This window comes from Herbaspirillum sp. Sphag64, from assembly GCF_014192645.1.
In the GTDB taxonomy this organism is placed as follows: domain Bacteria; phylum Pseudomonadota; class Gammaproteobacteria; order Burkholderiales; family Burkholderiaceae_D; genus Herbaspirillum.
Genome location: NZ_JACHYE010000012.1, coordinates 35,685 through 61,484, shown reverse-complemented (window position 1 = coordinate 61,484; position 25,800 = coordinate 35,685). Strand labels below are relative to the sequence as shown.

Annotated in this window: 20 protein-coding genes and 1 other RNA gene; 8 read left to right on the top strand and 13 right to left on the bottom strand. The window is 54.9% G+C overall.

Going from position 1 to position 25,800, the window contains the following annotated elements; all coding sequences use genetic code 11:
* Window positions 1-24: 24 nt before the first annotated feature.
* Window positions 25-1,032, bottom strand: a complete 1,008-nt coding sequence (locus tag FHW66_RS16810) for a transglycosylase SLT domain-containing protein (RefSeq protein WP_183380975.1) — start codon at window positions 1,030-1,032, stop codon at window positions 25-27.
* Window positions 1,033-1,494: 462 nt separating this feature from the next.
* On the opposite strand from FHW66_RS16810, the gene ubiD reads away from it, so the two are divergent.
* Window positions 1,495-2,979: a 4-hydroxy-3-polyprenylbenzoate decarboxylase gene (gene ubiD, locus FHW66_RS16805; RefSeq protein ID WP_183380974.1), complete on the top strand. Its 1,485-nt coding sequence runs from the start codon at window positions 1,495-1,497 to the stop codon at window positions 2,977-2,979.
* A gap of 123 nt (window positions 2,980-3,102) precedes the next feature.
* Window positions 3,103-3,201, top strand: an RNA gene (ffs, locus tag FHW66_RS16800) — signal recognition particle sRNA small type.
* A gap of 47 nt (window positions 3,202-3,248) precedes the next feature.
* Here the strand turns inward: ffs and FHW66_RS16795 are convergent.
* From FHW66_RS16795 to FHW66_RS16770, 6 genes are all read right to left on the bottom strand, one after another.
* Window positions 3,249-4,631 (bottom strand): heavy metal sensor histidine kinase, encoded by a 1,383-nt coding sequence (locus FHW66_RS16795; RefSeq protein WP_183380973.1) that lies wholly within the window; start codon window positions 4,629-4,631, stop codon window positions 3,249-3,251.
* A 2-nt stretch (window positions 4,632-4,633) separates the two neighbouring features.
* Window positions 4,634-5,338 carry a heavy metal response regulator transcription factor gene (locus tag FHW66_RS16790; RefSeq protein ID WP_183380972.1) on the bottom strand — a complete coding sequence of 235 codons (705 nt, stop codon included), beginning with the start codon at window positions 5,336-5,338 and terminating at the stop codon, window positions 4,634-4,636.
* Between the two features lie 58 nt (window positions 5,339-5,396).
* A complete protein-coding gene (locus tag FHW66_RS16785; protein ID WP_183380971.1) occupies window positions 5,397-8,564 on the bottom strand; it encodes an efflux RND transporter permease subunit in 3,168 nt (1,055 codons plus the stop codon).
* Window positions 8,561-9,730 carry an efflux RND transporter periplasmic adaptor subunit gene (locus FHW66_RS16780; RefSeq protein WP_183380970.1) on the bottom strand — a complete coding sequence of 390 codons (1,170 nt, stop codon included), beginning with the start codon at window positions 9,728-9,730 and terminating at the stop codon, window positions 8,561-8,563. The genes FHW66_RS16785 and FHW66_RS16780 overlap by 4 nt, the downstream gene beginning before the upstream one ends.
* 41 nt (window positions 9,731-9,771) lie before the next feature.
* Window positions 9,772-11,289, bottom strand: coding sequence for an efflux transporter outer membrane subunit (locus tag FHW66_RS16775; protein WP_304607818.1), 1,518 nt, complete (start codon window positions 11,287-11,289; stop codon window positions 9,772-9,774).
* Between the two features lie 179 nt (window positions 11,290-11,468).
* Window positions 11,469-13,136: an isovaleryl-CoA dehydrogenase gene (locus FHW66_RS16770; protein ID WP_183380969.1), complete on the bottom strand. Its 1,668-nt coding sequence runs from the start codon at window positions 13,134-13,136 to the stop codon at window positions 11,469-11,471.
* 133 nt (window positions 13,137-13,269) lie between these two features.
* On the opposite strand from FHW66_RS16770, the gene cysM reads away from it, so the two are divergent.
* Complete coding sequence (gene cysM / locus FHW66_RS16765; protein WP_183380968.1) at window positions 13,270-14,172, top strand: cysteine synthase CysM; 903 nt, start codon at window positions 13,270-13,272, stop codon at window positions 14,170-14,172.
* Window positions 14,173-14,231: 59 nt separating this feature from the next.
* Here cysM and FHW66_RS16760 read toward each other — a convergent pair whose 3' ends face one another.
* Window positions 14,232-14,567 carry a hypothetical protein gene (locus tag FHW66_RS16760; protein WP_183380967.1) on the bottom strand — a complete coding sequence of 112 codons (336 nt, stop codon included), beginning with the start codon at window positions 14,565-14,567 and terminating at the stop codon, window positions 14,232-14,234.
* A 315-nt stretch (window positions 14,568-14,882) separates the two neighbouring features.
* Window positions 14,883-15,479, bottom strand: coding sequence for a DUF1415 domain-containing protein (locus FHW66_RS16755; protein ID WP_183380966.1), 597 nt, complete (start codon window positions 15,477-15,479; stop codon window positions 14,883-14,885).
* A gap of 165 nt (window positions 15,480-15,644) precedes the next feature.
* Here FHW66_RS16755 and FHW66_RS16750 point away from each other — a divergent pair, with 165 nt between their 5' ends.
* Entirely contained in the window at window positions 15,645-16,187 is a 543-nt protein-coding gene (locus FHW66_RS16750) for a YaeQ family protein (protein WP_183380965.1), read from the top strand.
* A 25-nt stretch (window positions 16,188-16,212) separates the two neighbouring features.
* Here the strand turns inward: FHW66_RS16750 and FHW66_RS16745 are convergent, their stop codons facing one another.
* From FHW66_RS16745 to mltB, 3 genes are all read right to left on the bottom strand, one after another.
* On the bottom strand, window positions 16,213-17,406 hold the full coding sequence (locus FHW66_RS16745; RefSeq protein WP_370543497.1) for an arginine deiminase: 1,194 nt from the start codon (window positions 17,404-17,406) through the stop codon (window positions 16,213-16,215).
* Window positions 17,407-17,575: 169 nt separating this feature from the next.
* Window positions 17,576-19,006, bottom strand: a complete 1,431-nt coding sequence (locus tag FHW66_RS16740; RefSeq protein ID WP_183380963.1) for a basic amino acid/polyamine antiporter — start codon at window positions 19,004-19,006, stop codon at window positions 17,576-17,578.
* A 335-nt stretch (window positions 19,007-19,341) separates the two neighbouring features.
* Complete coding sequence (mltB, locus tag FHW66_RS16735) at window positions 19,342-20,481, bottom strand: lytic murein transglycosylase B (RefSeq protein WP_255459020.1); 1,140 nt, start codon at window positions 20,479-20,481, stop codon at window positions 19,342-19,344.
* Window positions 20,482-20,624: 143 nt separating this feature from the next.
* Here mltB and FHW66_RS16730 point away from each other — a divergent pair, with 143 nt between their 5' ends.
* On the top strand, window positions 20,625-21,566 hold the full coding sequence (locus FHW66_RS16730; protein ID WP_183380962.1) for a histone deacetylase family protein: 942 nt from the start codon (window positions 20,625-20,627) through the stop codon (window positions 21,564-21,566).
* A gap of 16 nt (window positions 21,567-21,582) precedes the next feature.
* Here FHW66_RS16730 and FHW66_RS16725 read toward each other — a convergent pair whose 3' ends face one another.
* Window positions 21,583-22,464 (bottom strand): LysR family transcriptional regulator, encoded by an 882-nt coding sequence (locus FHW66_RS16725; protein ID WP_183380961.1) that lies wholly within the window; start codon window positions 22,462-22,464, stop codon window positions 21,583-21,585.
* A gap of 178 nt (window positions 22,465-22,642) precedes the next feature.
* Here FHW66_RS16725 and FHW66_RS16720 point away from each other — a divergent pair, with 178 nt between their 5' ends.
* The 3 genes from FHW66_RS16720 to FHW66_RS16710 all read left to right on the top strand — a co-directional run bounded on the left by FHW66_RS16720 (window position 22,643) and on the right by FHW66_RS16710 (window position 25,783).
* Entirely contained in the window at window positions 22,643-24,088 is a 1,446-nt protein-coding gene (locus FHW66_RS16720; RefSeq protein WP_255459018.1) for an MFS transporter, read from the top strand.
* 126 nt (window positions 24,089-24,214) lie between these two features.
* The gene (gene ylqF / locus FHW66_RS16715; RefSeq protein WP_183380960.1) at window positions 24,215-25,210 is read left to right on the top strand and encodes a ribosome biogenesis GTPase YlqF; all 996 of its coding nucleotides are present in this window, start codon (window positions 24,215-24,217) and stop codon (window positions 25,208-25,210) included.
* Window positions 25,211-25,417: 207 nt separating this feature from the next.
* Window positions 25,418-25,783, top strand: coding sequence for a hypothetical protein (locus FHW66_RS16710; protein ID WP_183380959.1), 366 nt, complete (start codon window positions 25,418-25,420; stop codon window positions 25,781-25,783).
* Window positions 25,784-25,800 lie beyond the last annotated feature (17 nt).

The following is a 25,800-nucleotide window of genomic DNA, read 5'->3' as shown; positions in this document are numbered from 1 at the left end:
TTGTGTTGGTTGCGAAGTGCAGCTTTACAGCGCAGCGACCTCGGCAGTCGTCACAGATGGCTTAGGACCAGTTGCGTTCGTTGCCGCAGCAACATCAGCTACCGGATTCGGCTTGGTCGGTTGATTGATCTGTGCAGTGGCTGGTGCCAGTGGCCGCGGTTTGATCAGCGCCGTAGTGAAAATAGAGACATTCTTCCCGGTCGCTACTTCCTTGAGGTTTTCGTATTCAGACAGGACCTTAATGCCATAGCCGCCATCGTTTTGCATGTCAGCAGCACCGACGTAGCTCTTCAGGCCAGCTTCAACCGAACCGAAGCGGGTCACGTATTCTTTCAGAATCAACGAGCCAACCTTGATGTTGGCCACCGGATTGAGAGCCGCCTTCACACCGCCCAGTTCCTGAAACTTGTCGTGGTGTACCTTCGACATTACCTGCATCAATCCTTGCGCGCCCATCGGGCTCTCTGCGAATGGATTGAAGCGCGATTCAATCGCCATCACCGCCAGAATCAGCAATGGATCAAGTTTGATTTCACGTGCAGTCAAATAGGCTGCCGAAACCAGCATGTCAGTGGCGTCATTGGCAACGCGATAACGTTTGGCAAGCCAGTTGGTGACCAGCTTTTGCTGACGTGGTGTACCCAGGATCTTGCGTTCTTCTTCGGTCATCGGCGCAGAGGCAACGGCAGAAGCACCTGTTACATTTGCAATGGTTGCCGGGCTTGCACCCACGGCTGCAGCTGCCAGCGGCATCTGCATCAGATTGGCCAGTGGCGAAGGTGCTGGTAGCTCCGCTTCTTCTGTCGGTTCATCCGAGAATGGCGACAGGGCAATGATCTTGTCAGCGAAATCCGGGTGAAAAAACATCAGGCCCAGAACGAACAAGGCAGCGATACCAAGCAAAGTCAGCGCATAGTGCGCTGCAGTAAAGAAACGACCAATCTGGCTAGGGACAGACTTCATCCATGTCGCCGACTGATCAACCATATTGGAGGACGAGCGTAGCTGCGCCTCTATCGGTTGGTTTAACATTGAACCTCCAGAATGTTGCAACTCATATAGAGCAAAACCGGCAAAGAGTGGAAAAACCGGATCACTGACTACACGTATTACAATCAATACATTGCCATCGCAAAGCGTTACGGCAAGCTAACTGTTGTTTGCTGTTTCTGCAGGGCCTTTGGCTCCTGTGCAGTGCAATACAACCTGAATCGGGGGAGAAGGCTGACGCCTTTTGATAACACTCCTTAAAATGCCTATGGGACCCCGCTCCCGTGAGAACCTTGTGAGCATCTCGGGTTCCTGGCCCGGCTCCTTCAATCAAGGTGGGCGAATTGTAGAAGCCACTTTATATCAAGTCAATACTATTAAAACGATTCTATATAACTTTTAAGTATCATATTTGGAGGGGTATCCCGCCAAAAATCAATAGAATCAACCGTTTGCCCGGTGTACCTCATCCAAGGGCTGTAAAAAGAAAACCAGCGAAAAAAAATGAAATACACTGATTTACGCGACTTTATTGCTCAATTGGAACGTATTGGGGAGCTAAAACGTGTTTCCTTCCCGGTATCGTCCCATCTTGAAATGACAGAAATCTGTGATCGCACCTTGCGTGCAGGTGGGCCAGCGATTCTTTTCGAGAATGTCACTGGAAAAAACATGCCTGTACTTGCCAATTTATTTGGTACGCCGCGTCGCGTGGCGTTGGGCATGGGAGCGGAGGACGTCAGTGAATTGCGACGTATTGGTCACGTGCTGGCCAAGCTCAAAGAACCTGAACCACCGAAGGGTTTCAAGGATGTGATGGGGCTCGGTACGCTAGTCAAATCGCTCTGGGACATGGCGCCCAAGGAGCTGCGTTCGGCAGCCTGTCAGGATATTGTCTGGGAGGGTAATGAAGTGGATCTGGATCGCTTGCCGATCCAACATTGCTGGCCGGGTGACGTTGCACCTTTGATTACCTGGGGACTGGTGATCACCAAAGGGCCTTTCAAGAAGCGGCAGAATCTGGGTATCTATCGCCAGCAGGTCATTGCACGCAACAAGGTGATCATGCGCTGGCTGGCGCATCGTGGTGGCGCTCTGGATTTTCGCGAGCACTGTATTCGCAACCCCGGTCAGCCCTATCCGATCGCGGTTGCTCTCGGTGCCGATCCCGCTACTATATTAGGTGCAGTCACGCCGGTGCCTGATAGTCTCTCCGAATATCAGTTCGCCGGGCTGCTGCGCGGCAGTCGTACTGAGCTGATCAAGGCGATTGGCAGCGACTTGCGTGTACCGGCATCGGCCGAGATCGTGCTGGAAGGGCATATCTATCCTGATGCATCGCATCCATCAGGTTATGAGCATGCGCTGGAGGGGCCTTATGGCGACCATACCGGTTACTACAATGAGCAGGACTGGTTCCCGGTATTCACCATTGATCGTATCACCATGCGCCGCGATCCTATCTATCACTCGACCTATACAGGTAAGCCGCCTGACGAACCGGCAATTCTCGGTGTGGCCCTCAATGAAGTCTTTATTCCGCTGCTGCAGAAGCAGTTTTCGGAAATCACTGACTTTTATTTGCCACCAGAAGGGTGTAGTTATCGCATGGCCGTGGTGCAGATGAAGAAAGCCTATGCCGGGCATGCCAAGCGTGTGATGTTTGGTGTCTGGAGCTTCCTGCGGCAGTTCATGTATACCAAGTTCATTGTGGTGGTGGATGAGGATGTTGATATCCGTGACTGGAAGGAAGTGATCTGGGCTATCACGACGCGGGTCGATCCGGTGCGCGATACGGTCATGGTGGATAACACACCAATCGATTATCTCGACTTTGCCTCGCCGATCAGTGGTCTTGGCAGCAAGATGGGCATTGATGCGACCAACAAGTGGCCGGGTGAAACCCAGCGCGAATGGGGGACGACGATTGCCATGACCGACGCCGTCAAGCAGCGGGTCGACCTGATCTGGCCAGAGCTCGGCCTGTAGATGGATTATCGGTAAGTGAACCGGTCCTGTGCCGAGACTTGGCATAGGACCCCTTTATTTCAATGATGGATTTGATGCCGTAGAGTGCACTCTTGTGTGTCAAGATGCGATACAATACGCGCCGGCGGGCCCCTGCGCATTGTGGCATGGGCAACCTGGTCAGGTCGGGAACGAAGCAGCCACATCCATTTCCCGCAAGTGCCGCAGACAAGGCTCGCCTCTTCGTCTTATCGCTTTTCTTCTCCGCAGATATTGCAGGAATTTTGCAATTATCCAGCGCGCCCACGTACCGTAAATCCTATCCGTGTCATCCCTTCGTCACTGGCAGCAAACGCAGTGCCACCATGCATTAGTGCAATTGCCTTGACGATTGCCAGCCCCAGGCCGTGGCCGTGAATGCCGTTGACGTCACGGCGTGCGGTATCGACCCGATAAAAACGATCAAACAGGCGTGGCAGATGGAGCGCATCGATTGGCGCTCCAGGATTGGAAACGGCGACTTGTACCTCTTGTTGTCCGGCGTTGATGCCGATGTCTATCCTGGCCCCGGCCGGGGAGTGCTGAATGGCATTCTGGAGCAGATTGGTGAGTGCTCGGCGGAACAGCGCGGTTTCGATTTGTGAGCTGGCCTCGGTATCGCCGCTGACGCTGACGCTCATATTCATGTCATCGAGCACAAATTCAAAGAACTCAATGGTCTTTTGCACTTCATCGACAATTTTTGCATCAACCAGACTGGTGGCCGCTTCACCCTGATCGCAGCGGGCCAGGAAAAGCATGTCGTTGATGATGGAGCGTAAGCGGTCCAGCTCTTCCAGGTTCGATTGCAGCACGTTCTGAAACTCAGGTGCGCTGCGCTCGCGCGACAAGGCGACCTGGGTTTCGCCGATCAGGTTAGCCAGTGGCGTACGCAATTCATGGGCGACGTCGGCATTGAAGGCTTCTAGTTGAATATAGGCATTTTCCATACGCTCCAGTGCACCATTGAACGCTTGTGCCAGATCCGAAAGTTCGTCCGGTAACGCCGAAATGCTGAGTCTTTCCGAGAGATTTTTGGGGCTCAGCGTTTGTGCCTTGTCTGAAATCTTCTTCAGTGGCTCCAAACCGGCACGGGCGATCCAGTAGCCAAAAAGGATCACCAACAGTGTTCCTGCTAATGACAAGCCTGTCATTGCGGCGACGAACGTGCGTAAGGTTTCGAAATAAGGTTCAGTATCCACACCGACGGTGAGTTGAATCGGTGGCCGGTCAAGATAAGCGGGTAATTCCCTGGTGAGGGTATGGATCGGAAAGCGTTTGCCTTCGATGAACAGCGTGCCTACTGAATCTAGATCAATATCGAGATTGCTCTGCGGCAAGCGATCCTTGCCATAACGGAACTGCGGATCACTACTGTCAATCCAGAATTTGACCCTGCCATTGGTGGTGGCAAGCGTATCCAGTTTGGCTTGCACACGGACCCACTTCTCGGCGGTGCCGGCATGCTCCAGCATGTACTCCATGTCCTTGAAGGTGGTGACCAGACCATCGCGCTCATGGCGCATGAGCTCACTTTTGACCACCGAATATAGCACCACCCCGATCAGCGAAAAGACGACCAGTGCCGCGCTGGCAAACATGACCACCAGACGGGTGACAATGGAGTGTTTCATTTCTAGTCCTGATCGGTTTCGTCAGCGGTAGCGTCGATGTTGCGTGGTTCCAGCACATAGCCCATACCACGGATGGTATGGAGCAGCTTTTGTTCGAATGGTGCGTCAATCTTGGCACGCAGACGTTTGATGGCGACTTCCACTACATTGGTGTTGCTATCAAAGTTCATGTCCCAGACCAGTTCGGCAATGGCCGTTTTGGAAAGGATTTCTCCCTGCCGGCGCGCCATGACCGCTAACAGGGAAAATTCCTTGGCCGTCAGATCAATACGTACGTTATTACGATATGCCTTACGGCTCAACAAATCAATCTGCAGGTCGCCAATGCGCAACTGCGGCGGTTCCTGGGTCCGGCCACGACGCGTCAGCGCCTGCAGGCGGGCAAGCAGTTCAAGAAACGAAAATGGCTTGATCAGGTAATCGTCTGCGCCATCCTGCAAGCCCTTAATCCGGTCTTCAACCCGGTCGCGTGCAGTCAGCATGATTACCGGCGTCTGTTTGATCGTGCGCAATGAACGTAACAGCGAAAATCCATCCAGTCCTGGGAGCATTACGTCCAGCACAATGACATCGTAATCGTGCTGGAACGCCAGATGCTGACCATCAATGCCGTTGGCTGCCAGATCCACGGTGCATCCCTGCTCGGTCAATCCCTTGCAGAGATACTCCGCCATCTTGTGCTCGTCTTCGACAATGAGAATCTTCATGCCCACTCCGTTACTGCGGCGTTATGTATCATCAACTTATGTGTCGCCATCATGCTGTTCAATGCGAGTCAACGGCTGGTGCGCTGGTACCCTTGCGCGCAGCCTTGCGTGCTGCACGCGCTTCCTTGCGACGCATGTACCAGTAATGTGCGCGATCCAGATAGAGGTAGATCACCGGGGTTGTAAACAGGGTCAATGCCTGTGACAACACCAGACCACCAACCATGGCATAACCCAGCGGACGGCGCAGTTCTGAACCGGCGCCATGACCCAGCATCAGCGGAAGACCAGCTAGCAGTGCGCACATGGTAGTCATCATGATCGGGCGGAAGCGCAGCAGGCAAGCCTGATAGATCGCCTTTTCCGGCGACAATCCATGTTCACGTTCAGCGGTCAGGGCAAAGTCGATCATCATGATGCCGTTTTTCTTGACGATACCAATGAGCAAGATGATGCCGATCAGCGCAATCACGCTCAAATCGTAGCCACCGATCATCAGGATCAGCAACGCGCCAACACCGGCCGACGGCAAGGTCGACAGAATCGTCAGCGGATGGATATAGCTTTCGTACAGCAGACCTAGCACGATGTACACAGCAATCAGCGCTGCCGCAATCAGGTACGGTTGCGACGACAGCGAGTCACCGAAGGCCTTCGCCGTGCCCTGGAAGGCGCCGATCAGGCTATTGGGGATACCCATTTCAGCTTGTGCCTGGTTGATAGCATCGACCGCTTGGCCGAGCGCAACACCTGGTGCCAGGTTGAACGAGATAGTGACCGCCGGGAACTGACTTTGGTGACTGATGGACAGGTAGGCAGTCTTGTTGGTGTCGATCTTGACGAACGTCGACAACGGTACTTGCTGACCAGTCAGCGGAGAGGTCAGATACAGTTTGCTGAACAAGGCCGCATCCTTCTGCAGATCAGGTGTGACTTCCAGCACCACGTGGTAGCTGTTGAGCTGGGTGTAGTACTGCGCAACCTGACGCTGACCGATCGCATCATAAATAGTGGCATCAATAAGCGACGGTGAAATGCCGAAGCTTGATGCCCGTGCGCGGTCAATCGTGATGGTGGCCGTTGCAGCGTTACTTTGCTGGTCAGAGGCAACGTCAGTCAGTTCCTTCATGCTACGCAAACGTTCCAGTATCTTTGGTGCCCAGGTGTTGAGTTCATCCAGGTCGCCATCTGTCAATGTGTACTGATATTGCGTACGCGACAGACGACCGCCGACGTTGATGTCCTGACTGGCCTGCAGGAACAGATTCACACCTTGCAACTTGGCCAGTTGCGGTCGCAGGCGCGCAATTACCTGGCCCGCATCCAGGGTGCGACCTTCAGACTTTGGCTTGAGTGCGATATAGACCACGCCGGTATTGAAGGTGGTCGCACCGGTATTCATCCCGAAGCCGATGACATCCGGATCGCGGCGCACCACGTCGGCCACTTCCAGCAGGTGCTTGCGCATGGCATCAGTCGAAATATCCTGTGCACCTTCCACAAAACCGATCACCACACCGTTGTCTTGCTGCGGGAAAAAGCCTTTGGGGATGAAGATAAACAGTGCTACCGTCACCCCAACAGTGGCGATGAAGGTCAGCAGCGTGATGAACTGGTGACGCATCACGACATCCAGTCCGCGCTTGTACCCATTGAGCAAGGCATCAAAGAAACGCTCAAACAACTGGAACAGCTTGCCATGCGGCTCGCCACTGTGATGTTTCAGAAAGCGTGAACACAACATCGGTGTCAGCGTGAGCGAAATGATTACCGACACGGCAATGGTCAGTGTCACTGTTACCGCAAATTCGCGGAACAGACGGCCAACGATACCCGTCATCAGCAACAGTGGAATGAACACTGCCACCAGGGAGACCGAGATCGAGATGATAGTAAAGCCGATTTCCTTTGAACCCTTATAGGCAGCTTCCAGCGGTGACATGCCTTCTTCGACATAGCGATAGATGTTTTCCAGCATCACAATCGCATCGTCGACCACGAAGCCGACCGCAATCGTCAACGCCATCAGTGACAGATTGTCCAGGCTGTAGCCGATCAGGAACATCATGGCTGCCGTGCCCAGAATGGCCAGTGGCACCGTCACACTTGGGATCAGCGTGGCAGGGACATTGCGCAGGAACACGAAGATCACCATCACCACCAGAGCGATGGTCAATGCCAGCGTGAATTCAACGTCTTCCACCGAGGCCCGGATGGTCTGGGTACGGTCAATCAGGGTATTGATTTCGACGCTGGCAGGGATGGCAGCACGCAGTCGTGGCAAGGCTGCCTTGATACGTTCAACGGTATCGATAACGTTGGCACCAGGTTGCTTGGTAATGGCCAGAACGATGGAGCGGCCATTGTTGATCGGGCTGTCTGGTGCGGCGGCACCGGCATAGGCCCAGGCGGCGATGTTAGTGTTTTCAGGACCATCGACTGCGACACCGATATCGCGGACCCGGATCGGCGCGCCGTTACGGTAAGCCAGCACCATGTCGTTCCAGGGGGCGGCACTGAGCAACTGATCGTTGGTATAGACAGTGAAGCTTTGGCTGGCACCGTTGATGGTGCCTTTAGGCTGGTTTACCGTAGTACTGGCGATGACGCCGCGAATATCTTCCAGGCTCATGCCCATGGAGGATAGTTTGGCAGGATCTACCTGAATACGGACCGCCGGCTTTTGCGCACCATTGACACTGACCAGACCAACGCCGGAAATCTGGGAAATCTGTTGTGCCAGAATATTGTCCGAATAATCGCTAACCTGCGTCAAAGGCAGTGCCTTCGATTGCACCGACAGAATCAGAATCGGCGAATCTGCTGGATTGATCTTGCGAAACGTTGGCGGGTTCGGCAAATTGGCTGGCAATTGACCAGTAGATGCGTCAATGGCTGCCTGAACGTCCAGCGCAGCCGCGTCAATATTGCGACTCAGATCGAACTGCAACGTGATCTGGGTACTGCCCAGCGCACTTTGCGAAGTCATTTGCGACAAACCTGCAATCAGAGAAAATTGTCGCTCCAGCGGTTGGGCGACGTTTGATGCCATGGTTTCAGGACTGCCGCCCGGGAGGTTGGCCGAGACCTGAATGGTTGGGAAGTCGACTTGTGGCAGCGGCGCAACCGGCAGCAAAGGCCAGGCAGCAATGCCGATCAACATGATTGCCAGCGCCAGCAGCGTCGTGCCGATAGGGCGCTTGATGAAGGTGGCGGAAATACTCACTTGGCAGATCCTTTCGCAGCAGCGGCTTTGTTTTCAACCACATGGCTGCCTGGCTTGAGCTTGTACTGACCATCCAGAACCACGCGTTGGCCATCTTGCACGCCATCGCTGATGATGGCGATGCCATCTTGAATACGGGTTACCTTGACTGGTGTAATGGCGACGCTGGTGTCGGCATTGACAATGTAGACATAGGTGCCATCCGGGCCACGCTGAATAGCCGCCGACGGTACCGTTAGCGCCAATGCATGCTCGTCCATCTGTAAATTGACATTCACATACTGGCCGGGCCACAGCTTGTGCTTCTCGTTGGTAAATCGTCCCTTGAGCTGTACGCTGCCGGTGGTCGTGTCGATCTGATTGTTGACCAGAATCAGATCGCCGGTGGCCAATGCTTCGTTGGTGTCACGCTTGTAGGCGATCACTTTCAGTGGCTTGTGGCGATCCAGCAGCACCTTGTTGATGGTGTGGACGGCATCTTCAGGCAATGTGAACAATACTGTGATCGGATCGATCTGATTGATGACCACCAGACCTGTTGCATCGGCAGCATGCACGATGTTGCCCGCGTCCACCAGACGCGCACCGGTACGCCCGCTAATGGGCGCTTTGATGGTGGTGTAGCTGAGCTGGACGGTAGCGTAATCAACCTGGGCCTGATCGGTTTTGACCGTCGCTTCCAGTTGCGCTACCAGTGCCTTCTGGGTATCGAGTTGTTGCTGCGTAGCGGCGTCTTGTGTACGCAGCGTGGTGTAACGTTGCAGGTCGAGCTTGGCGTTGAGCAGTTGTGCCTGATCCTTGGCCTTTTGTGCCTGCACCTGTTCCAGTTGTGCTTGTAGTGCACGTGGATCAATCTGGGCCAGCAACTGGCCTTTCTTGACGTCCTGGCCCTCGGTGAAGGCGATCTTGTCGAGCTGGCCGTCGACGCGTACCTTCACAGTCACGCTGGCATTGGCTGTCACCGTACCGACGCCGGTCAGGTATAAAGGAACGTCACGTTGCTGGACCGTGGTGGTGGTCACGGCAATCGGTGCGCCCTGCGCAGCCTGGGGCGAAGGGGCGGCCATCGCGGCATGGTGGGACATGGTCCAGCCTGCGCCTGCCAGAACGGCAATGGCGGCAGCAATCATCAGGGCAGAGCGTTTTTGAACAAAAGAAGTAGTCATTGTGTACTCACGAAATTATTTTTAGCGGCGTATGTAGCGACTCAATTGGTCGAGGCGGCAGGTTGCGCAGCTGTTGCTGCGGCCGTATTGCTCATCTCACTGGCATGCCAGCCGCCACCGGTGGCCTTGATCAAGGCGACGCTGGCAACCAGCTGACGGCCCAGTAATTGGGCTGCGGTGCGCTCATTGGTCAAGGCCGTTGCCTGGGCGGTGGCGACCGTCACAAAGGTGACGGTACCTGCCGCATACTGGCTCAGTGCCAGCCGCTCAGCCAGACGGGCCGCCTGTACGGCACGTTCCTGGGTCTGACTCTCTTGATCCAGCACCCGCAAGGTCGACAGATTGTCTTCCACTTCCTGCAGTCCACCCAGTACGGTTTGCTTGTAGGTTGCCACGGCGCCATCAAAGGTCGCATTGGCCTGATCCGTACGGGCGCTGCGGGCACCGCCATCGAACAGTGTTGCTGCCAACGATGCACCGAGCGACCAGACACGGCTTGGCACGTCAAACAACTGGCCGTAGGCAAAGCTGCTATAGCCGCCAGTCGCACCTAACGTCAGCGCCGGGAAATACGCCGAGCGCGCTACACCAATATTGGCATTGGCGGCTGCAGCCAGTCGTTCTGCATTGGCAATGTCCGGACGCCGCTCCAGCAGATCCGATGGCAAGCCTGTTGGTATGACGGGCATGCTGGCTTGCAGTGCTGCCGCATCCGGTTTAACTGGTTCCAGCGTAAACGAAGCCGGTGCTTTGCCTACCAGAATTGCAATAGCGTGTTCCAGCTGATTACGGGTGGCATCAAGATCAATCAATTGCGCCTGTGCGGTCAGCAACTGCGTTTCCGCCTGCGCCACATCCGAGCGCAAGGCGACCCCAGCAGCATATTGATGCTGCGTCAGAGCCAGTGAACGTTGGTAGGCTGCTACCGTCCGTACGTACAAATCTTTTTGCAGATCAGTTACTCGCAGTTGCAGGTAATCCTGTGCCAGCGTGGCCTGAATACTCAAGCGCGCCGCTGCCAGCGTCGCTGCGCCCGCCTGTGCCGAGGCATCACCCGATTCAACCGAGCGGCGCACTGCACCCCAGATATCAGGTTCCCACGACGCGCTCAGGCCGATGGTCGGGTTATTGACCAGATGTAAAGAACCATAGCTATCGGTTTGCGCACGGCTAAAGCCTGTCGATACCCCTGCTGTGGGCCATAAACTGGCGCGTGCCAGTGATGCAGCGGCCTGGGATTGCCGATATTGCGCTTCCGCCAGACGCAGGTTCTGGTTCGCCTTGCCGGCTTGCTCAATCAGATCATTGAGTACGCTGTCATGGTAAGCCTCCCACCAGCGATGATTACTATCAATCTGGCCTGGCTCAGCAACTTTCCAGGGGCCTTGCTCCTTGTAAGTAGCGGGCAGATCCATCTTGGGAACCACATAATCAGGACCCACCGCACAGCCACTGATCAGAAGGGCAACAGCAAAAGCGATGGTGCAGGGCAGCAAGTGCCGCTTGCGAAGAGACAAAGGGGGAGGCGACGCCATGGTCGCAGTTGGAATGGCGGACATAGTTGAACAACACGTAGTGAACTGATGGTCAATAGGAAATGCCAACGCCACAAGAACCGGAATGTTGGCATCTTTTCACAGTGATACTGTATATGACATCACTCGACTAGGCACTGACGGTAATATGACATTTCTGTCAGTTTCAATCGACGGAGTATGTTGATATTGGTCGAGTGTGCTTAATCGACTGGCCACGCACGTTGCAAAATCGTTTGCTGCAGCGCGGCGTCTGCCAGCGGCATGGTGCCGTAGACACGGCCATGACCCGGATCCTGGCGGCTCAACGCAAATGCTTCGCCGATAGCTGTGGGAGCATGTTGCAGCATGAGCGCGGTTTGTACGGTCAGCATCAGTTGCTGGACCAGACGCCGAGCCAGCATTTCTCGTTGCTCTGGTGGTTCCGTCAGGAGTTGCTTCAGTGCCTGCAACGTCGGTTGTAACGCTGTGTGTGTATCGGCAATTTGTTGCAATTCATCCAATAATACGACGCAGGCTTGCGGTTCACGTTCCATGGCACGGAGTACGTCGAGACACATGACGTTACCGGAGCCTTCCCAAATCGAGTTGACTGGGGCTTCGCGGTACAGACGTGCCATGGGACCATTTTCGACATAGCCGTTGCCGCCCCAGACTTCCATGCATTCGCCGCTGAATTCGAGGGCGCGTTTGCAAATCCAGAATTTTGCGGCGGGAGTCACAATGCGCCGCCAAGCCCGTTGCAAGGGATCGGTCGGGGCATGTGCCGAGGCATCGAAGGCGCTGGCCAGGCGCAGCATCAACAAGGTCGCCGCCTCACTTTCCAGCGCCAGGTCAGCCAATACACTGCGCATGAGCGGTTGGTCTGCCAGCAGCCGACCAAATGCGCTGCGATGACGTGCATGATGAATCGCCTGCACCAGCGCCTGGCGCATCAGACCGTTGCTGCCGATGATGCAGTCAAGCCGGGTATGGTTGACCATCTCGATGATGGTCGCTACACCACGGCCTTGCGCGCCGACCATGACACCGTAGGCATCATCAAATTCGACTTCGCTGCTGGCATTGGAACGATTGCCGAGCTTGTCTTTGAGGCGCTGGATCAGTACCCCGTTCTTTTCGCCATCTGGCCGCCAGCGCGGCACGAAGAAGCAGGATAGTCCATCATCCGTGTGTGCCAGCACCAGATGTGCATCGCTCATGGGGGCCGAGAAGAACCATTTATGACCCGACAGCGTGTAGGCGGCACCGCGCCCACTGCCATCGAGCGAACGCGCCCGGGTGGTGTTGCTGCGCACATCCGAGCCACCCTGTTTCTCGGTCATGCCCATCCCAATCAGCAGGGAGCGCTTTTGTTCCAGTGGCACATCGCGGGGATCATGCTCGCGGGAGAACAGTTTGTCCCGTAATAACGCAAACAAGGCTTCTTCCTGGCGCAATACCGAGATCGCTGCGAAGGTCATGGTCGTCGGGCAAAGTGACCCGGCTTCCACCTGGGCATGCATGAAATAAGCCGCAGCACGTGCCACATGACAACCATTGGTCTCTTGCAATGCTGGTAACCAGGGCATCGCATGCAGTCCTTCGCGTCGCAGCATGGCCAGTAATGCATGCCAGGCTGGATGAAAATCGACCTGATCGATCCGGTGTCCAAAACGGTCATGGGTTTGTAGCTCAGGACCATGGCGATTAGCCAGCTCGGCCAGATGCATGACTTCGCTGCTGCCTAATTCCGCACCATAGCAGCTCAATGAGGCAGCATGCCAGCCGGCATGCTCGCGCGCGATACCTGCGCGCAAGACATGATCAGTGGTAAAGAGGTTGATGTCGTTAAGTGGCGGGACCTGATTGGTGACTTCATGCGTTTTCATTGAAGCTCCACGTTCATTCGGTTGGTTTAGGTGGATTCGCTATAACTATATGAATATCTTGTCGGTAACGATGCACAGCACATGCTATTGAGTCATATTAAAATGAGGATCCTGAACGTACTTATCCTAGACCATGCCTTATCCGACCATTGAAGACACCATCGGCAATACGCCCTTGATTCAGTTGCATCGCATTGGTGGCGAAGAAGCCGCGCGCCGCAACAACATCATCCTCGGGAAAATGGAAGGGAACAATCCTGCTGGCTCGGTCAAGGATCGTGCGGCATTGTCGATGATTCGACGTGCTGAAGAGCGCGGCCAGATCAAGCCTGGCGATACGTTGATTGAGGCAACCAGCGGCAATACCGGCATTGCGCTGGCCATGGTCGCTGCCATGCGTGGCTATAAGATGGTATTGCTTATGCCCGAGAACCTCAGTGAGGAACGGCGTCAGAGCATGGCAGCCTACGGTGCCAAAATTGTGCTGACGCCCAAGAGCGGCGGCATGGAATATGCCCGCGATCTGGCGGAGCAGATGCAAAAGGAGGGGCAAGGTCTGATTCTTGACCAGTTTGCCAATTCTGATAATCCACTGGCGCATTACGAAACGACAGGGCCTGAATTGTGGCGCGATACGGCGGGGCGCCTGACTCATTTTGTCAGTGCCATGGGAACGACCGGCACCATCATGGGCGTGTCGCGCTATCTGAAAGAGCAAAATCCGGAGATTCAGATCATTGGTGCCCAGCCGGAAGAGGGATCTTCGATTCCTGGTATTCGTAAATGGCCGGAAGCCTATCTGCCAAAAATTTACGAAAAGCCACGTGTCGATCAGCTCGAATATGTCAGTCAGGCAGCGGCCGAAAACATGGCGCGCAAGTTGGCCACGGTGGAAGGACTGTTTTGTGGCATCTCCGCTGCAGGCGCATGTGAAGTTGCATTGCGCGTATCGCAGCAAGTCGAAAACGCTACGATCGTCTTTATCGTCTGCGACCGTGGAGATCGTTACCTGTCCACGGGCGTATTTCCCGCCTGAGCGCAGCATGTTGACTCAAAGTTGAGCACAAAAAAACGGAGCCAAGGCTCCGTTTTTCTTTACTCTGCTGCAATTGCAACCGGTGCGCCTGGCTTTGGTTTGAACTGCTTATCGCTGATGCGGAACTTCTCGCGACGGTCACCCATCAGTTCACGCAGCTCACGGATCGACAATTCGCTGACTTCGTGCATACGAATGAGCAGCGATGCGCCAACCGGCAGACGGCGGTGACGGATCTTGCTGATCACCGGTGGCGCCACTTCCAGCGCACGCGACAATGCAGCGTCGTTTTTCAGATGCAGCTTCTCAATCAGTGCATCCAGCAAATGATTCGGATCGTAGTTGATTTGATCTTGAATCGAGGTGGTGTCGTTGATGCCATTAGGTGTAGTCATGATCGGACGTTCCATTATGCAGATGTTTATGAAGGCCTTGTTTTAGCAAGTGCATTAGTTCTTGGTAAAACTGCAAAACGTAATTAAGAGATTTCCATTTGAAGTGACGCTTTCTCCCACTGCAACTTACACAACGCGAACCAAGGCCACAGGATGAGTCATACAGACTGTTGTCGGCCCCTACTAATCGTTGTCGACCGCTTCTCTACCAGAATTTTTTTTGCCTAAAACAAATATATCGACGATAGGTACGTCGTTGTAGAAAAGTCTATTACAAAATAGTTGCGAAAAATCACCTCGAATTTGTAACAGATATTAACAGGATTTTTTAGAGAGCTGGTGTTGTTTCTTTGATACGACAAAGCCGAGCTGATTCCAGCCCTCCAGCCCCAAACGGCGCATGGTTGCGACGTTTCGGTCAAAAATGGCACTTGCGTCAGGGAAAGATTCGACCGCGCGATCGATGCTGCTTTCACGCAACAGATGCAATATTGGAAACGGAGAACGGTTCGTGTAATTGTCGATATCGGTGACTGCGGTACCTGCAAACTGATAGTCAGGATGGAAACTCGCGATCTGAATTTCACCTTCGAGTTTGTGCTCGACGAGTGTTGCGTCAGCACTATCCAGGAAATTGTTGTAATCCAAAAAATCCTGCAGTATCCGCGGCAGGATCAGCAAGGTGGTGTCGAGTATCTCGGGATCACTGTCGTGCAGATGGAGCAGTTCATTGGTCAGATCTTGCTGCAGATCAGTTTCCTGATCGGCATGGCTGATGACATAGCGTATTTGCTGCTTGACCTGAACAGCCTTGGCGAATGGGCATAGGTTCAGTCCAATCACGGCTTCATCCACCCAGGCACGGGTGAGCGCAATGATGTCGTCGTCAGAAGGGAGGAAAATAGAGTCCATGGCAATATTGTCTCATAGGTATTGTCTTGAATTTGTTAAGCAAGACGGGCAAGCCTGCTTCGTATGTGCGTAGTTTTGTACATAAATTCGGCAAAAATCGGCTATCCTTCAGCTCCTTCGCATGCAAGCGCTTCTTTGATTCGAAGAAGGCACAAGAACATTCTCATGGCTCTCAAAGCAACAATCTTCAAGGCTGATCTACAGATTTCGGATATGGATCGCCATTATTACCAGAATCACGGACTCACTATTGCGCGCCATCCATCGGAAACCGACGAGCGCATGATGATGCGTGTACTGGCTTTTGCACTGAACGCTAGCGATGCGCTCAGCTTTGGTAAAGGGTTGTCCGATGTTGATGAGCCTGACATATGGCAAAAAGATCTCACTGGTGCCATCGATCTGTGGATCGAAGTCGGTCAGCCCGACGACAAGCGTATTCTCAAGGCCTGCGGTCGTGCCGCGCATGTCATCGTCTACAGCTACAGCAGTGTCAGTCATATCTGGTGGAGTCAGACGGGTAGCCGCGTGGAGCGCGCCAAAAATCTGACTGTCATCAATATTGATGCCGATACCAGTGCGGCACTAGCGCGTCTGGCACAGCGTTCGATGCAACTGCAATGCACAATTCAGGACGGTCAGATCTGGCTGGGTAGCAACGAAGATATGGTGCAGATTGATCCTCAGGTGATCAAGGCCCGAGGCTGACCTCGCATTTCTCGCCTGCAGCAGGCTAGAAATCGACCGCATCACGAATCAGTGGGCAGGTCATGCAATGGCCACCGCCGCGACCGCGTCCGAGTTCACTGCCGACAATCGTGATAACTTCGATGCCCTCCTTGCGCAGCAAGGTATTGGTCAGCGTATTACGGTCATAGGCCACGACCACCCCGGGCGACAATGCAACCAGATTGGCACCGCTATCCCATTGCGTACGTTCGCGGTGATAGGCGTTGCCACCGGTTTCAACTACCCGCAATTTTTTCAGACCGAGTGCAGCGGCGACGACCTCGACAAATGGCTTGGTCTCCTTCCTCAGTTCGATACCGGGCGCTTTGTCACTGGGCCAGTATGAGAACGTGCCGACGTGATCCATGATGTCGGGATACAGCAGACAGACATCGCGGTCGGCGAAGGTGAAGACGGTATCAAGATGCATGGCGGCACGTAATTTTGGCATTGCGCACACAATCACCCGACTTGCGGCGCCGGCTGCAAACAGCGAAGCGGCAACCTGACTGATGGCTTGACGCGAGGTTCGCTCACTCATGCCGATCAAGACTACGCCGTTGCCAATCGGCATCACATCACCCCCCTCCAGAGTCGCGGAGCCATAATGGTTGGTCGGGTCGCCCCACCAGACGTTGACTCGCTCCGGACCGAAGCTGGGGTGAAATCGATAGATCGCAGTGGTCAGCAGGGTTTCTTCGTGACGTGCGGGCCAATACAGCGGATTCAGGGTGACGCCACCGTAAATCCAGCACGTTGTGTCTCTTGTGTAGAGCGTGTTCGGTAATGGTGGCAAGAGATATTCAGTGATCCCGGCGGCTTCCTTGACCAGCTTCAAGGCTTCCCCTCCATATGACTCAGGGACTTCCAGCGTGGATAGGCCGCCGATGAGTGTTTCTGCGAGCTCGCGGGCATCCAGGCTGTCCAGAAATGCGCGGATTTCGTCGACCAGTCCGAGGCCAATTTCATTTGGGATAATCTGGTGGTCGAGTATCCAGCTGCGCGCTGCCGGATTGGCAAGCGTCTCCGTGAGCAGATCGTGCATTTCCACCACTTCAACACCGCGTTCGCGCATCTTGTTCACAAAATCAAAATGATCGCGCTTGGCATTTTCTACCCACATCACGTCGTCAAACAGCAGGTCGTCGCAATTGGTTGGTGTGAGTCGGCTATGTGCTCTGCCAGGCGCGCAAACCATGACCTTGCGCAGGGTGCCGACTTCCGAATGCACGCCATAGCGCACAGCAGTTTGGGAAGCAGGGGCAGAAGTAGAATCAGACATGACAGCTCCTTCAATTTCAAAGAATGGGATGGGCGGGGTAGTAAGCTGCGTTAATTGGGCACGATAGAAGCAGACGTGGTCAACCTTAAATCGTCATCTTTCCTGATAGCAGGGCATACACTGCGCCTAGCGCAGCGAGCACGATCACGCTGAATAAAGCCCGTTCCGGCAAGGTAAAGATCTGGGCTTGCTGTTCGCGACGTGCGAGGTAATAGAGGATGGAGCCCGGGACATAAATCAGCGCCGACAGGAGCATATGCTTGGCACCACCGGCGGCCATCATGCCAAGCGCATACAGGGTGCCGACGCTGGCAATGAGAAGGTCGCGGTTGCGGTTATGCACATCGGCCTCATAGCCCTCCCTGGTCCATGCCAGTTTGACAGCGTAGCCAGCAACCAAAAAATACGGGATCAGCGTCAGGGAGCTGGTCAGCTCGAGTGCGATGGTAAAGGCGTCCTGCGAAAAGAGCGTCAAGATCAGGAATACCTGAATCGTGACGGTGGTGAGCCAGATGGCCGCTGATGGTGCCTTGTTTTGATTTTCGGTAGAGAAAATCTTTGGCATCGTATGGGTATGGGCTGATGCCCACAGCACTTCAGCGCACAGCAGCGACCAGGAGAGGTAGGCTCCCAGTACCGAAACGATCAATCCTGCACTGATAAATTTGGCACCCCATGGACCCACAATTGAAGCCAGTACCCCTGCCATGGAAGGGTTGCGCTGTACTGCCAGTTCAGGCCGCAGCATCACCCCGTAGGACAGCATGGTCACCATCATCAACAGGCATAGCACGCCGACAAAACCCAGCACCGTAGCTAGTCCGACGTGTGAGCGCTTTTGCGCGTAGCGCGAATAGACACTGGCACCTTCGATACCGATGAACACAAATACCGTGATCAGCATGGTATTACGTACCTGCCCGAACAGACCGCCTACGGAGGGTGTCACACCACCCCATAGGTTGTAGCTGAACACATCGGCCTTGAAGCCGCAGATGACGACGATCAGAAACAGTCCAATGGGCAGAATCTTGGCGACGGTGGCAATCGTATTCAAGGTGGCCGCTTCTTTGACGCCGCGCAAGATCAGCGTATGGAAGCCCCAGATGCAAAGCGAGGAAAGCAGCACGGCAGGGATGGTGTTGCCATCGCCAAATACCGGGAAGAAAGCGCCCAGCGTCGATTTGATTAACACCCAGTAGGAGACGTTACCCAGGCAACTGCCGATCCAGAATCCAAACGCAGACGCGAAACCCAGATAGTTGCCAAAGCCCGCTTTGGCATAGGCATAGATACCTGTGTCCAGATCTGGTTTGCGTTGTGCCAGACTCTGAAACACGAATGCCAGCATGAGCATGCCGGTGCCCGCGATCAGCCAGGCAATCAAGGCACCAAGGACACCGGTTGCCCGGCCAAATGTGGCCGGCAGAGAAAAGATGCCAGCTCCCACCATGGAGCCGACGACCAGTGAGGTAAGGGCCGCAAGGGAAAGCTTCTGGGTTGTCGAGGATGTCATTGCAGACTCACTGTTGAGGGTTCTGACTGGCTGAGCAAGACAACGCCATCATGCGCTGCATCAAGAGATGCGCACGTTGACGTGCTCCTGGTCAGGCTTCTCGGTCGTGGTCAGGCGAGTACGGATGCGTGCTGAGGTCTACAGATGTGACTAGCAGCGGCATCGGCACGTTCAGCACTGTGGATGATGGCGACCTTGCAAAAAGTCTAATGCAACAACATTGCCAAAAATTAAGGCAGATGTTTTCAGACTGTCACCGGTTTTGAGGGGCGTTAGTGCTAATGCCTGGTGCAGGGCTGCAGCAGGCGGCGCCAGGCAGGTGTGTAAGAAGCAGATTACTGTTCGCGAGCGGCACGTACGGCGCGACCCAGATCAATCACCGACATCGCATAGAAATAGCTGCGGTTGTATTGTGTGATGGCAAAGTAATTATTCGTCGCTAGCCAGTATTCAGTAGGATCATCGCCGTTTTGCAGATCAATCAGTCCCAGCAACTGGCTAGAGGGAATCTCGCCGGGCGTGGAGACACCCTGACGTTTGAGTTGATCCGTATTGAATTTGGCTGCCAGTCCCTGATTGAGCAAATCTGCGACCTTATCGGGATCATTGACAGTGGCAGGGAACACCAGCGGTTCGCCGCGCTGCCAGCCGTGTACCTTGAGGAAATTGGCAACACTGCCGATCGCATCTATTGGTGAGGTACGCAGATCAATCTTGCCGGTGCCATCAAAATCGACTGCATATTCACGCACGCTGCTGGGCATGAATTGTGGCCAGCCAATGGCACCGGCGTAGGAGCCGAGTATCGAAAAAGGATCAATATTTGAATCACGCGCGAACAGCAGTGCGCTCTCCAGTTCACCACGGAAAAACGCCATGCGTGCATCACGATTGGCCGTCTGTGGGTAGGCAAAGGCCAGCGTGGTGAGAGAATCCATGACGCGGAAGTTGCCGGTGTTGCGTCCATAGATGGTTTCTACCCCAAGGATGCCGACAATGATTTCTGCCGGGACACCGTATTGTTCTTCTGCGCGTTGCAGTGCGAGTGCATGCTCGTTCCAGAATGCGACTCCAGCCGCAATGCGCGTAGGTTCTACAAAACGTGCACGATAGGCTTGCCAGTTCTTGGTCTTGCCGGGCGCAGCGGGCTTGATCAGTTTGATGGCCGCATCGAGGTAGTGCGTCTGGCGAAAGACGCCTTCCAGCGTCGCGCGGTCGAAACCGTCACGTGCTACCAGATCATCGATAAATCCATTGACCTCTTTCCATTGCGAAAAATTGACGAACTCGTCATCGCTCGTTTTCTTGCGCTGCTTTGCCTTGCTGGTCTTCTGCTTCTGCTTTTGTTTCTGCTTTTGTTTTTGCTTCGGCTTAGTGCTCGAATCTGCCTGTGCCTGAACCTGAAGAGGCATCAGACCAGCAGCGCAAAAGCTCAGCAAGGTAATCAGGTAGGGCAGGCGGGTACGCAATGTCATTGGGGCAGGTCAGGCAGGTAGGCAAGGGAAGCAGTATACCTGAACAGCAATACATCAATTTATCGATCTGGGTCGCTTGGCGCTGAAAGAGCGGTACTTGGATGTACACTAATGCCAGAGAGACAGCGTTCGACAAGATCATAATGACAACCGCTATTTATACCCATGCAGATTGCCAGCGCCATGAGATGGGAGACTGGCATCCCGAATCGCCGTTACGACTGCAGGCCATTGAAGATCAATTGATCAGCAGCCGCATTGATCAGTTCATCGAGCGCCGCGAAGCGCCGTTGGCAGAGATCGCTGATCTGGAACGGATCCATACCGATGCTGCGGTGGCGCGCATTCGTGATCACGCCGCTGCACTTTCCGGTAGCGATCAGAAATACTACGCCCTGGACGGCGATACCCTGCTCAATGCACACAGTTGGCAAGCCGCACGGCGTGCTGCAGGTGCGGCGCTGGCGGCCACCGATGCGGTGCTGGCAGGTGAACTGGAAAATGCCTTTTGCTCGGTGCGTCCGCCCGGTCACCATGCTACGCCTACGACCTCAATGGGATTCTGCCTGTTCAATAACGTCGCCATTGCTGCGCGTCATGCCATCGAACGACACGGGCTGGAGCGGGTTGCCATCATCGATTTTGATGTACACCATGGCAATGGGACCGAGGCCGCTTTCGAGCAAGATCCACGGGTGCTGATGGTGAGTTTTTTTCAGCATCCATTCTATCCATTCAGCGGCAGCGAAAATCCTCAGCCACATATGCTCAATGAACCGTTGCCCGCGTATACCGCAGGGGATGCCGTGCGCCGGCTGGTCAACGATAAGTGGTTGCCGGCGCTGCATGCCCATGCCCCGCAGATGATCTTTATCTCGGCAGGCTTTGATGCCCATCGCGAGGATGATATGGGACAGATGGCGTTAGTAGAGGCGGACTATGCCTGGATCACCCGTCAGATCATGGCGGTGGCGCGGCAACATGCACAAGGCAGGATTGTGAGCTGCTTGGAAGGTGGCTATCATTTGTCGGCGCTGGGCCGCAGCGTGGTTGCCCATCTCAAGGTGCTGGCCGATCTCGAGTAAAGTCTCGTCCTCAGCATCACATGCCGTGCGACGCGAGCTGCTCATAGGCGGTCACGATGGCGTCGGCCACTGCACGTACCCGTGCGGTGCGGTTCAGGTCGCTGTGCAGCACCAGCCACATATCATACGGCTCGGCACGCTCCGGCCATACTCTGACCAGGCGTGGATCGGCATCGCCCATATGGGTTGGTAATTCGCCGATACCAAGTCCAGCCGCAACTGCTTCCATGAGCATGAGTCCTGAATTGACTTCCATGGTAATGCGGGCATTGGCAATGGATTCGCCACATAAGCTGTCAATCTGCATCGATGAGACCGCACGTTGATACACCGCAACATTATGTCCGGACAGCGCCGTACCTGGTTCTGGTATGCCGTGTTGTCCGAGATAATCGTGCGAAGCGTACAAGCCCACTGCGAGGCGTTTCAGATGGCGCGAAATTAGATCCGGACTGGTTGGGCGCAAGCTGCGTACCGCCAGATCAGCCTCACGCCGGGTCAGATTGGAGACCTGGGTGGAGGTCGTGAGCACGACCCGGATATTGGGATGCGCCTTCGCCAGCTCGCGCATGGCAGGCATGATCACATGCTTGGCCATGGTATCAGTCGCCGCTACGCGCACCACGCCACAAAGACGTTCATCGATGCCTAGCATCTGGCGCTGCAATTGATCTGCGGCCTGTTCCATCTTTTCAATTGCGGTTACTGCTGTCTCCCCGGCGGGCGTGGCGACGTAGCCGTTTGGCGTGCGCAAAAACAGGCGCGCACCCAGTGACTTCTCCATCGCCGTCAGCCGCCGGCCGACGGTAGCCTGATCAATCTGCAGTTGCTCTGCAGCACCACGCAGGGTACCTGCGCGCTGAATGGCAAGAAATATACGGGCGTTGTCCCAATCCATACGGCCTCTTTCCATCCTGTCCTGAGTTGAGGGATACATCCAAATGCATTTTTGCATCAATCTGCCGATCTTATGCATCTTTAATGCATGCTGCAAGATGACTAGAATGTGGTTTTACCTGTTCTCAGTGTGATTTAACACACGGAGATATTCCCCTTTGTTGAAAAGAGATATTCGCATGACAAGCTCTTCCTCCATGCCCGGTACCACCCCCGTGAGCGTCGCCACTGCTGGCAGTCGCGGCGCCACCCGGCTGTCGATATTGCCACTGATCACTCTGGCCATTGGTTTTGTCATGGCCATGCTGGATGTGACGGTGGTCAATGTTGGTCTGTCGTCGATCACGCAGAGTCTGGGAACGCCACTGAGCACGCTGGTCTGGGTGGTCGATGGCTATACGCTGACCTTTGCCGCCATGTTGCTGGTCGGCGGTGCGCTAGCAGATCGCTTTGGTGCACGTAACATCTACCTGCTTGGACTGCTGCTTTTTGTGATCGCCTCGTTATTGTGTGGCGCTGCCGCCAACGGATCGATGTTGGTCGCTGCACGCCTGCTGCAGGGTATTGGTGCGGCGTTTTTCATGCCGAGCTCGCTCAGTCTGCTGACCCACGTTTATGAAGATGCGCGGGTACGCGCACGCATGCTCGGCATCTGGTCTGCGATCGTCGGCGGCGCTGCCGCCGTGGGGCCGTTGGTGGGTGGTGTGTTGATCCATGCTTTTGGCTGGCGCAGTGTGTTCCTGATCAATGTCCCGCTGGGTTTGCTGGGACTGGTAATGGCCTTGCGCTTGCTGCCAGCGGTCGAGCGGCACGCGCGGGATTTGCGTATCAGCAGCCATCTGCTGGGCGTACTAATGCTGGCTTCTCTCAGTTTTGTCTTGATTGAAGGGCCGGTGTTTGGGTGGCTCTCGTGGCCCATTCTCGGGGCACTGGGGACCACGCTCGTCACACTGGTTTGGCTGGTCCAACGTGAGCGTCATGGCAAGACTCCCTTGCTGCCGCGTGCCTTGTTTGCCACGCCGCAGTTTGCGGCAGCCAATGGCATTGGTTTCATGATCAATTTTGGCGTCTACGGTCAGCTGTTCTTCCTGAGCCTGTTTCTGCAGCAGGCTCGTGGTAGCGATGCGTTGCAAACGGGTTTGCAACTGGTGCCGATGATGGTGGTGATCTTTGGTGGCAATTTGCTGTCTGGCCGTATGACAGCACATTGGGGACCGCGTCTGCCATTGCGTCTGGGTTTGACTGTCGGCACCGTTTTTTGTGCTCTGCTGATGGCGCTGACGCCGCAGACACCGTACTGGATGTTGGCGGTTGGTGCAGCGATTGCTAATCTTGGCCTGTCAATTGCTATTCCGGCAATGACGACCGCGGTCATGCAGGTGGCCGGTAAGGCGCATGCCAACAGTGCGGCGGCGGCGCTCAATGCCAACCGTCAGATCGGTGCTTTGGTCGGCGTGGCGGTTGTCGGGGCGGTCATGCACACCTTCAGCGGCTGGACTGCGCGCGTGGCACTGTCCTATGGATTCATTGCCACAGCCTATCTAGTAGGCTTGTTGCTGGTGTTGCGTTATATCTCGGCAGGTAGCACCCATGTTGCCGTGGATCACGTGATTGCCGGAGAATAGTTGGCAAACCAGCACATGCGATGTCTTTGCTGACTGTCGAATGCGACGGCAGCAGCGTTGTTTGTAGGGCAAATGGGCCGCAGGCTTTAAAATAGCGGCTAATTTGCTTTAAAAAGAAGAATTCGCATGTCTATTCAATGGTTTCCTGGTCACATGAACGCCGCCCGCAAGAAAGCGGCGGAGGCAATGGAAAAGGTCGATCTGGTTATCGAGGTGCTCGACGCCCGCTTGCCGCAGGCCAGTTGCAATCCGATGATCGAACAGATCCGGCTGCATCGTCAGCGTCCCTGCCTGAAAATCCTCAACAAAAGTGATCTGGCCGACGCTGGTGCCACCCAGGCCTGGATTGCGCATTACAACAGCCAGAAAAACGTGAATGCAGTCGCCATGAGCTGCAAGAAGCCCAGCGATGTTGCCAAAATTCCCAAGCTAGCACTGGCGCTGGCACCACATCGTGGTACGCCACTCAAGCCCCTGCGTATCATGATCATGGGTATTCCCAATGTCGGTAAATCGACCCTGATGAACGCCTTGCTCAAGAAGCGGGTTGCGGCAGTTGGCGATGAACCGGCCGTCACCAAAACCCAGCAGCGCCTGTATCTGGGCAACAACATGGTGTTGATCGATACCCCAGGTATGCTGTGGCCAAAAATTGCCCATCCCAGTGATGGTTTGATGCTGGCGGCCAGCCATGCGATTGGTAGCAACGCACTGATTGAAGAAGAAGTCGCTACGTTTCTCGGCGACGTGTTGCTACAACGCTATGCGCCCTTGCTCAAGGCGCGCTATGGCTTCAACACCGACGGCATGGACGGCGTCGCCGTGGTCGAAGGCGTGGCGGCGCGACGTGGTTTTCGTCTTAAGGGTGGCGATGCCGATTTTGAAAAGGCTGCGCACACCTTTCTGCAGGATTACCGCACAGGCGCATTAGGGAGAATCTCGCTTGAGACCCCGCAAACGCGTGCCGAACTGATGGCGGCCTACGATGCCGAGCAGGCTGCGCTGGAGGCAGAACGCGCAGCCGAGCTGGCAGCCGAGGAAGATGCCAAGGCAGCCAGAGAGGCAGAAGATGCCAAGTGGATGGCGCGTCGTCAAAGTTCTGATGAGCCTGAAGCGGAATAAAGTCGAAAGCAGGTCCGTGCCTGCTGCATCACCAGGAACACGCCTTGATGGCGTGTTTTTTTATGCAATGTAGTGCACGTACGGCAGCCGTAATCAGTTGTAAAAAACTGGAAAAAGACGCATTGGTTCGTGCAGCATAATGATTGTCGTTGCAGCCGTTGCCGCGTAACTGCACTACGATCATGATCACGTATAGACGAGGAATTGATGGCACAAAGTGTATTTCTGCAACTGGAGTTTTATCTCCTCATCCTGTTTTCACTGATTTTTCCTGCAGCCATTTTTGGCACCATGCTACTCAAGAAGGCCATTTCACGTACGATGGTTTTTCTCTTTGGTGTGAGTCTGCTGCTAATGGCCGGAGCTGACATTATCCTGTTGAGAAAGCTGGCATTGATGGCTTCGAATGCCTTGTCTGGGTCCGAGGACAAGTTTTTCAATTCTGAAATGGCCGTATCGCTTTACCTCTTGCCAGCATTTTTAGCCGGTGTCGGGGTGAATATCATTTCGCATATTCTGATTCGACGTCTGCGCGAAGCAGAGGATCAGTTTGAGCGCGATGCCAAACGTTGAGACCGCGCAGAGCAGAC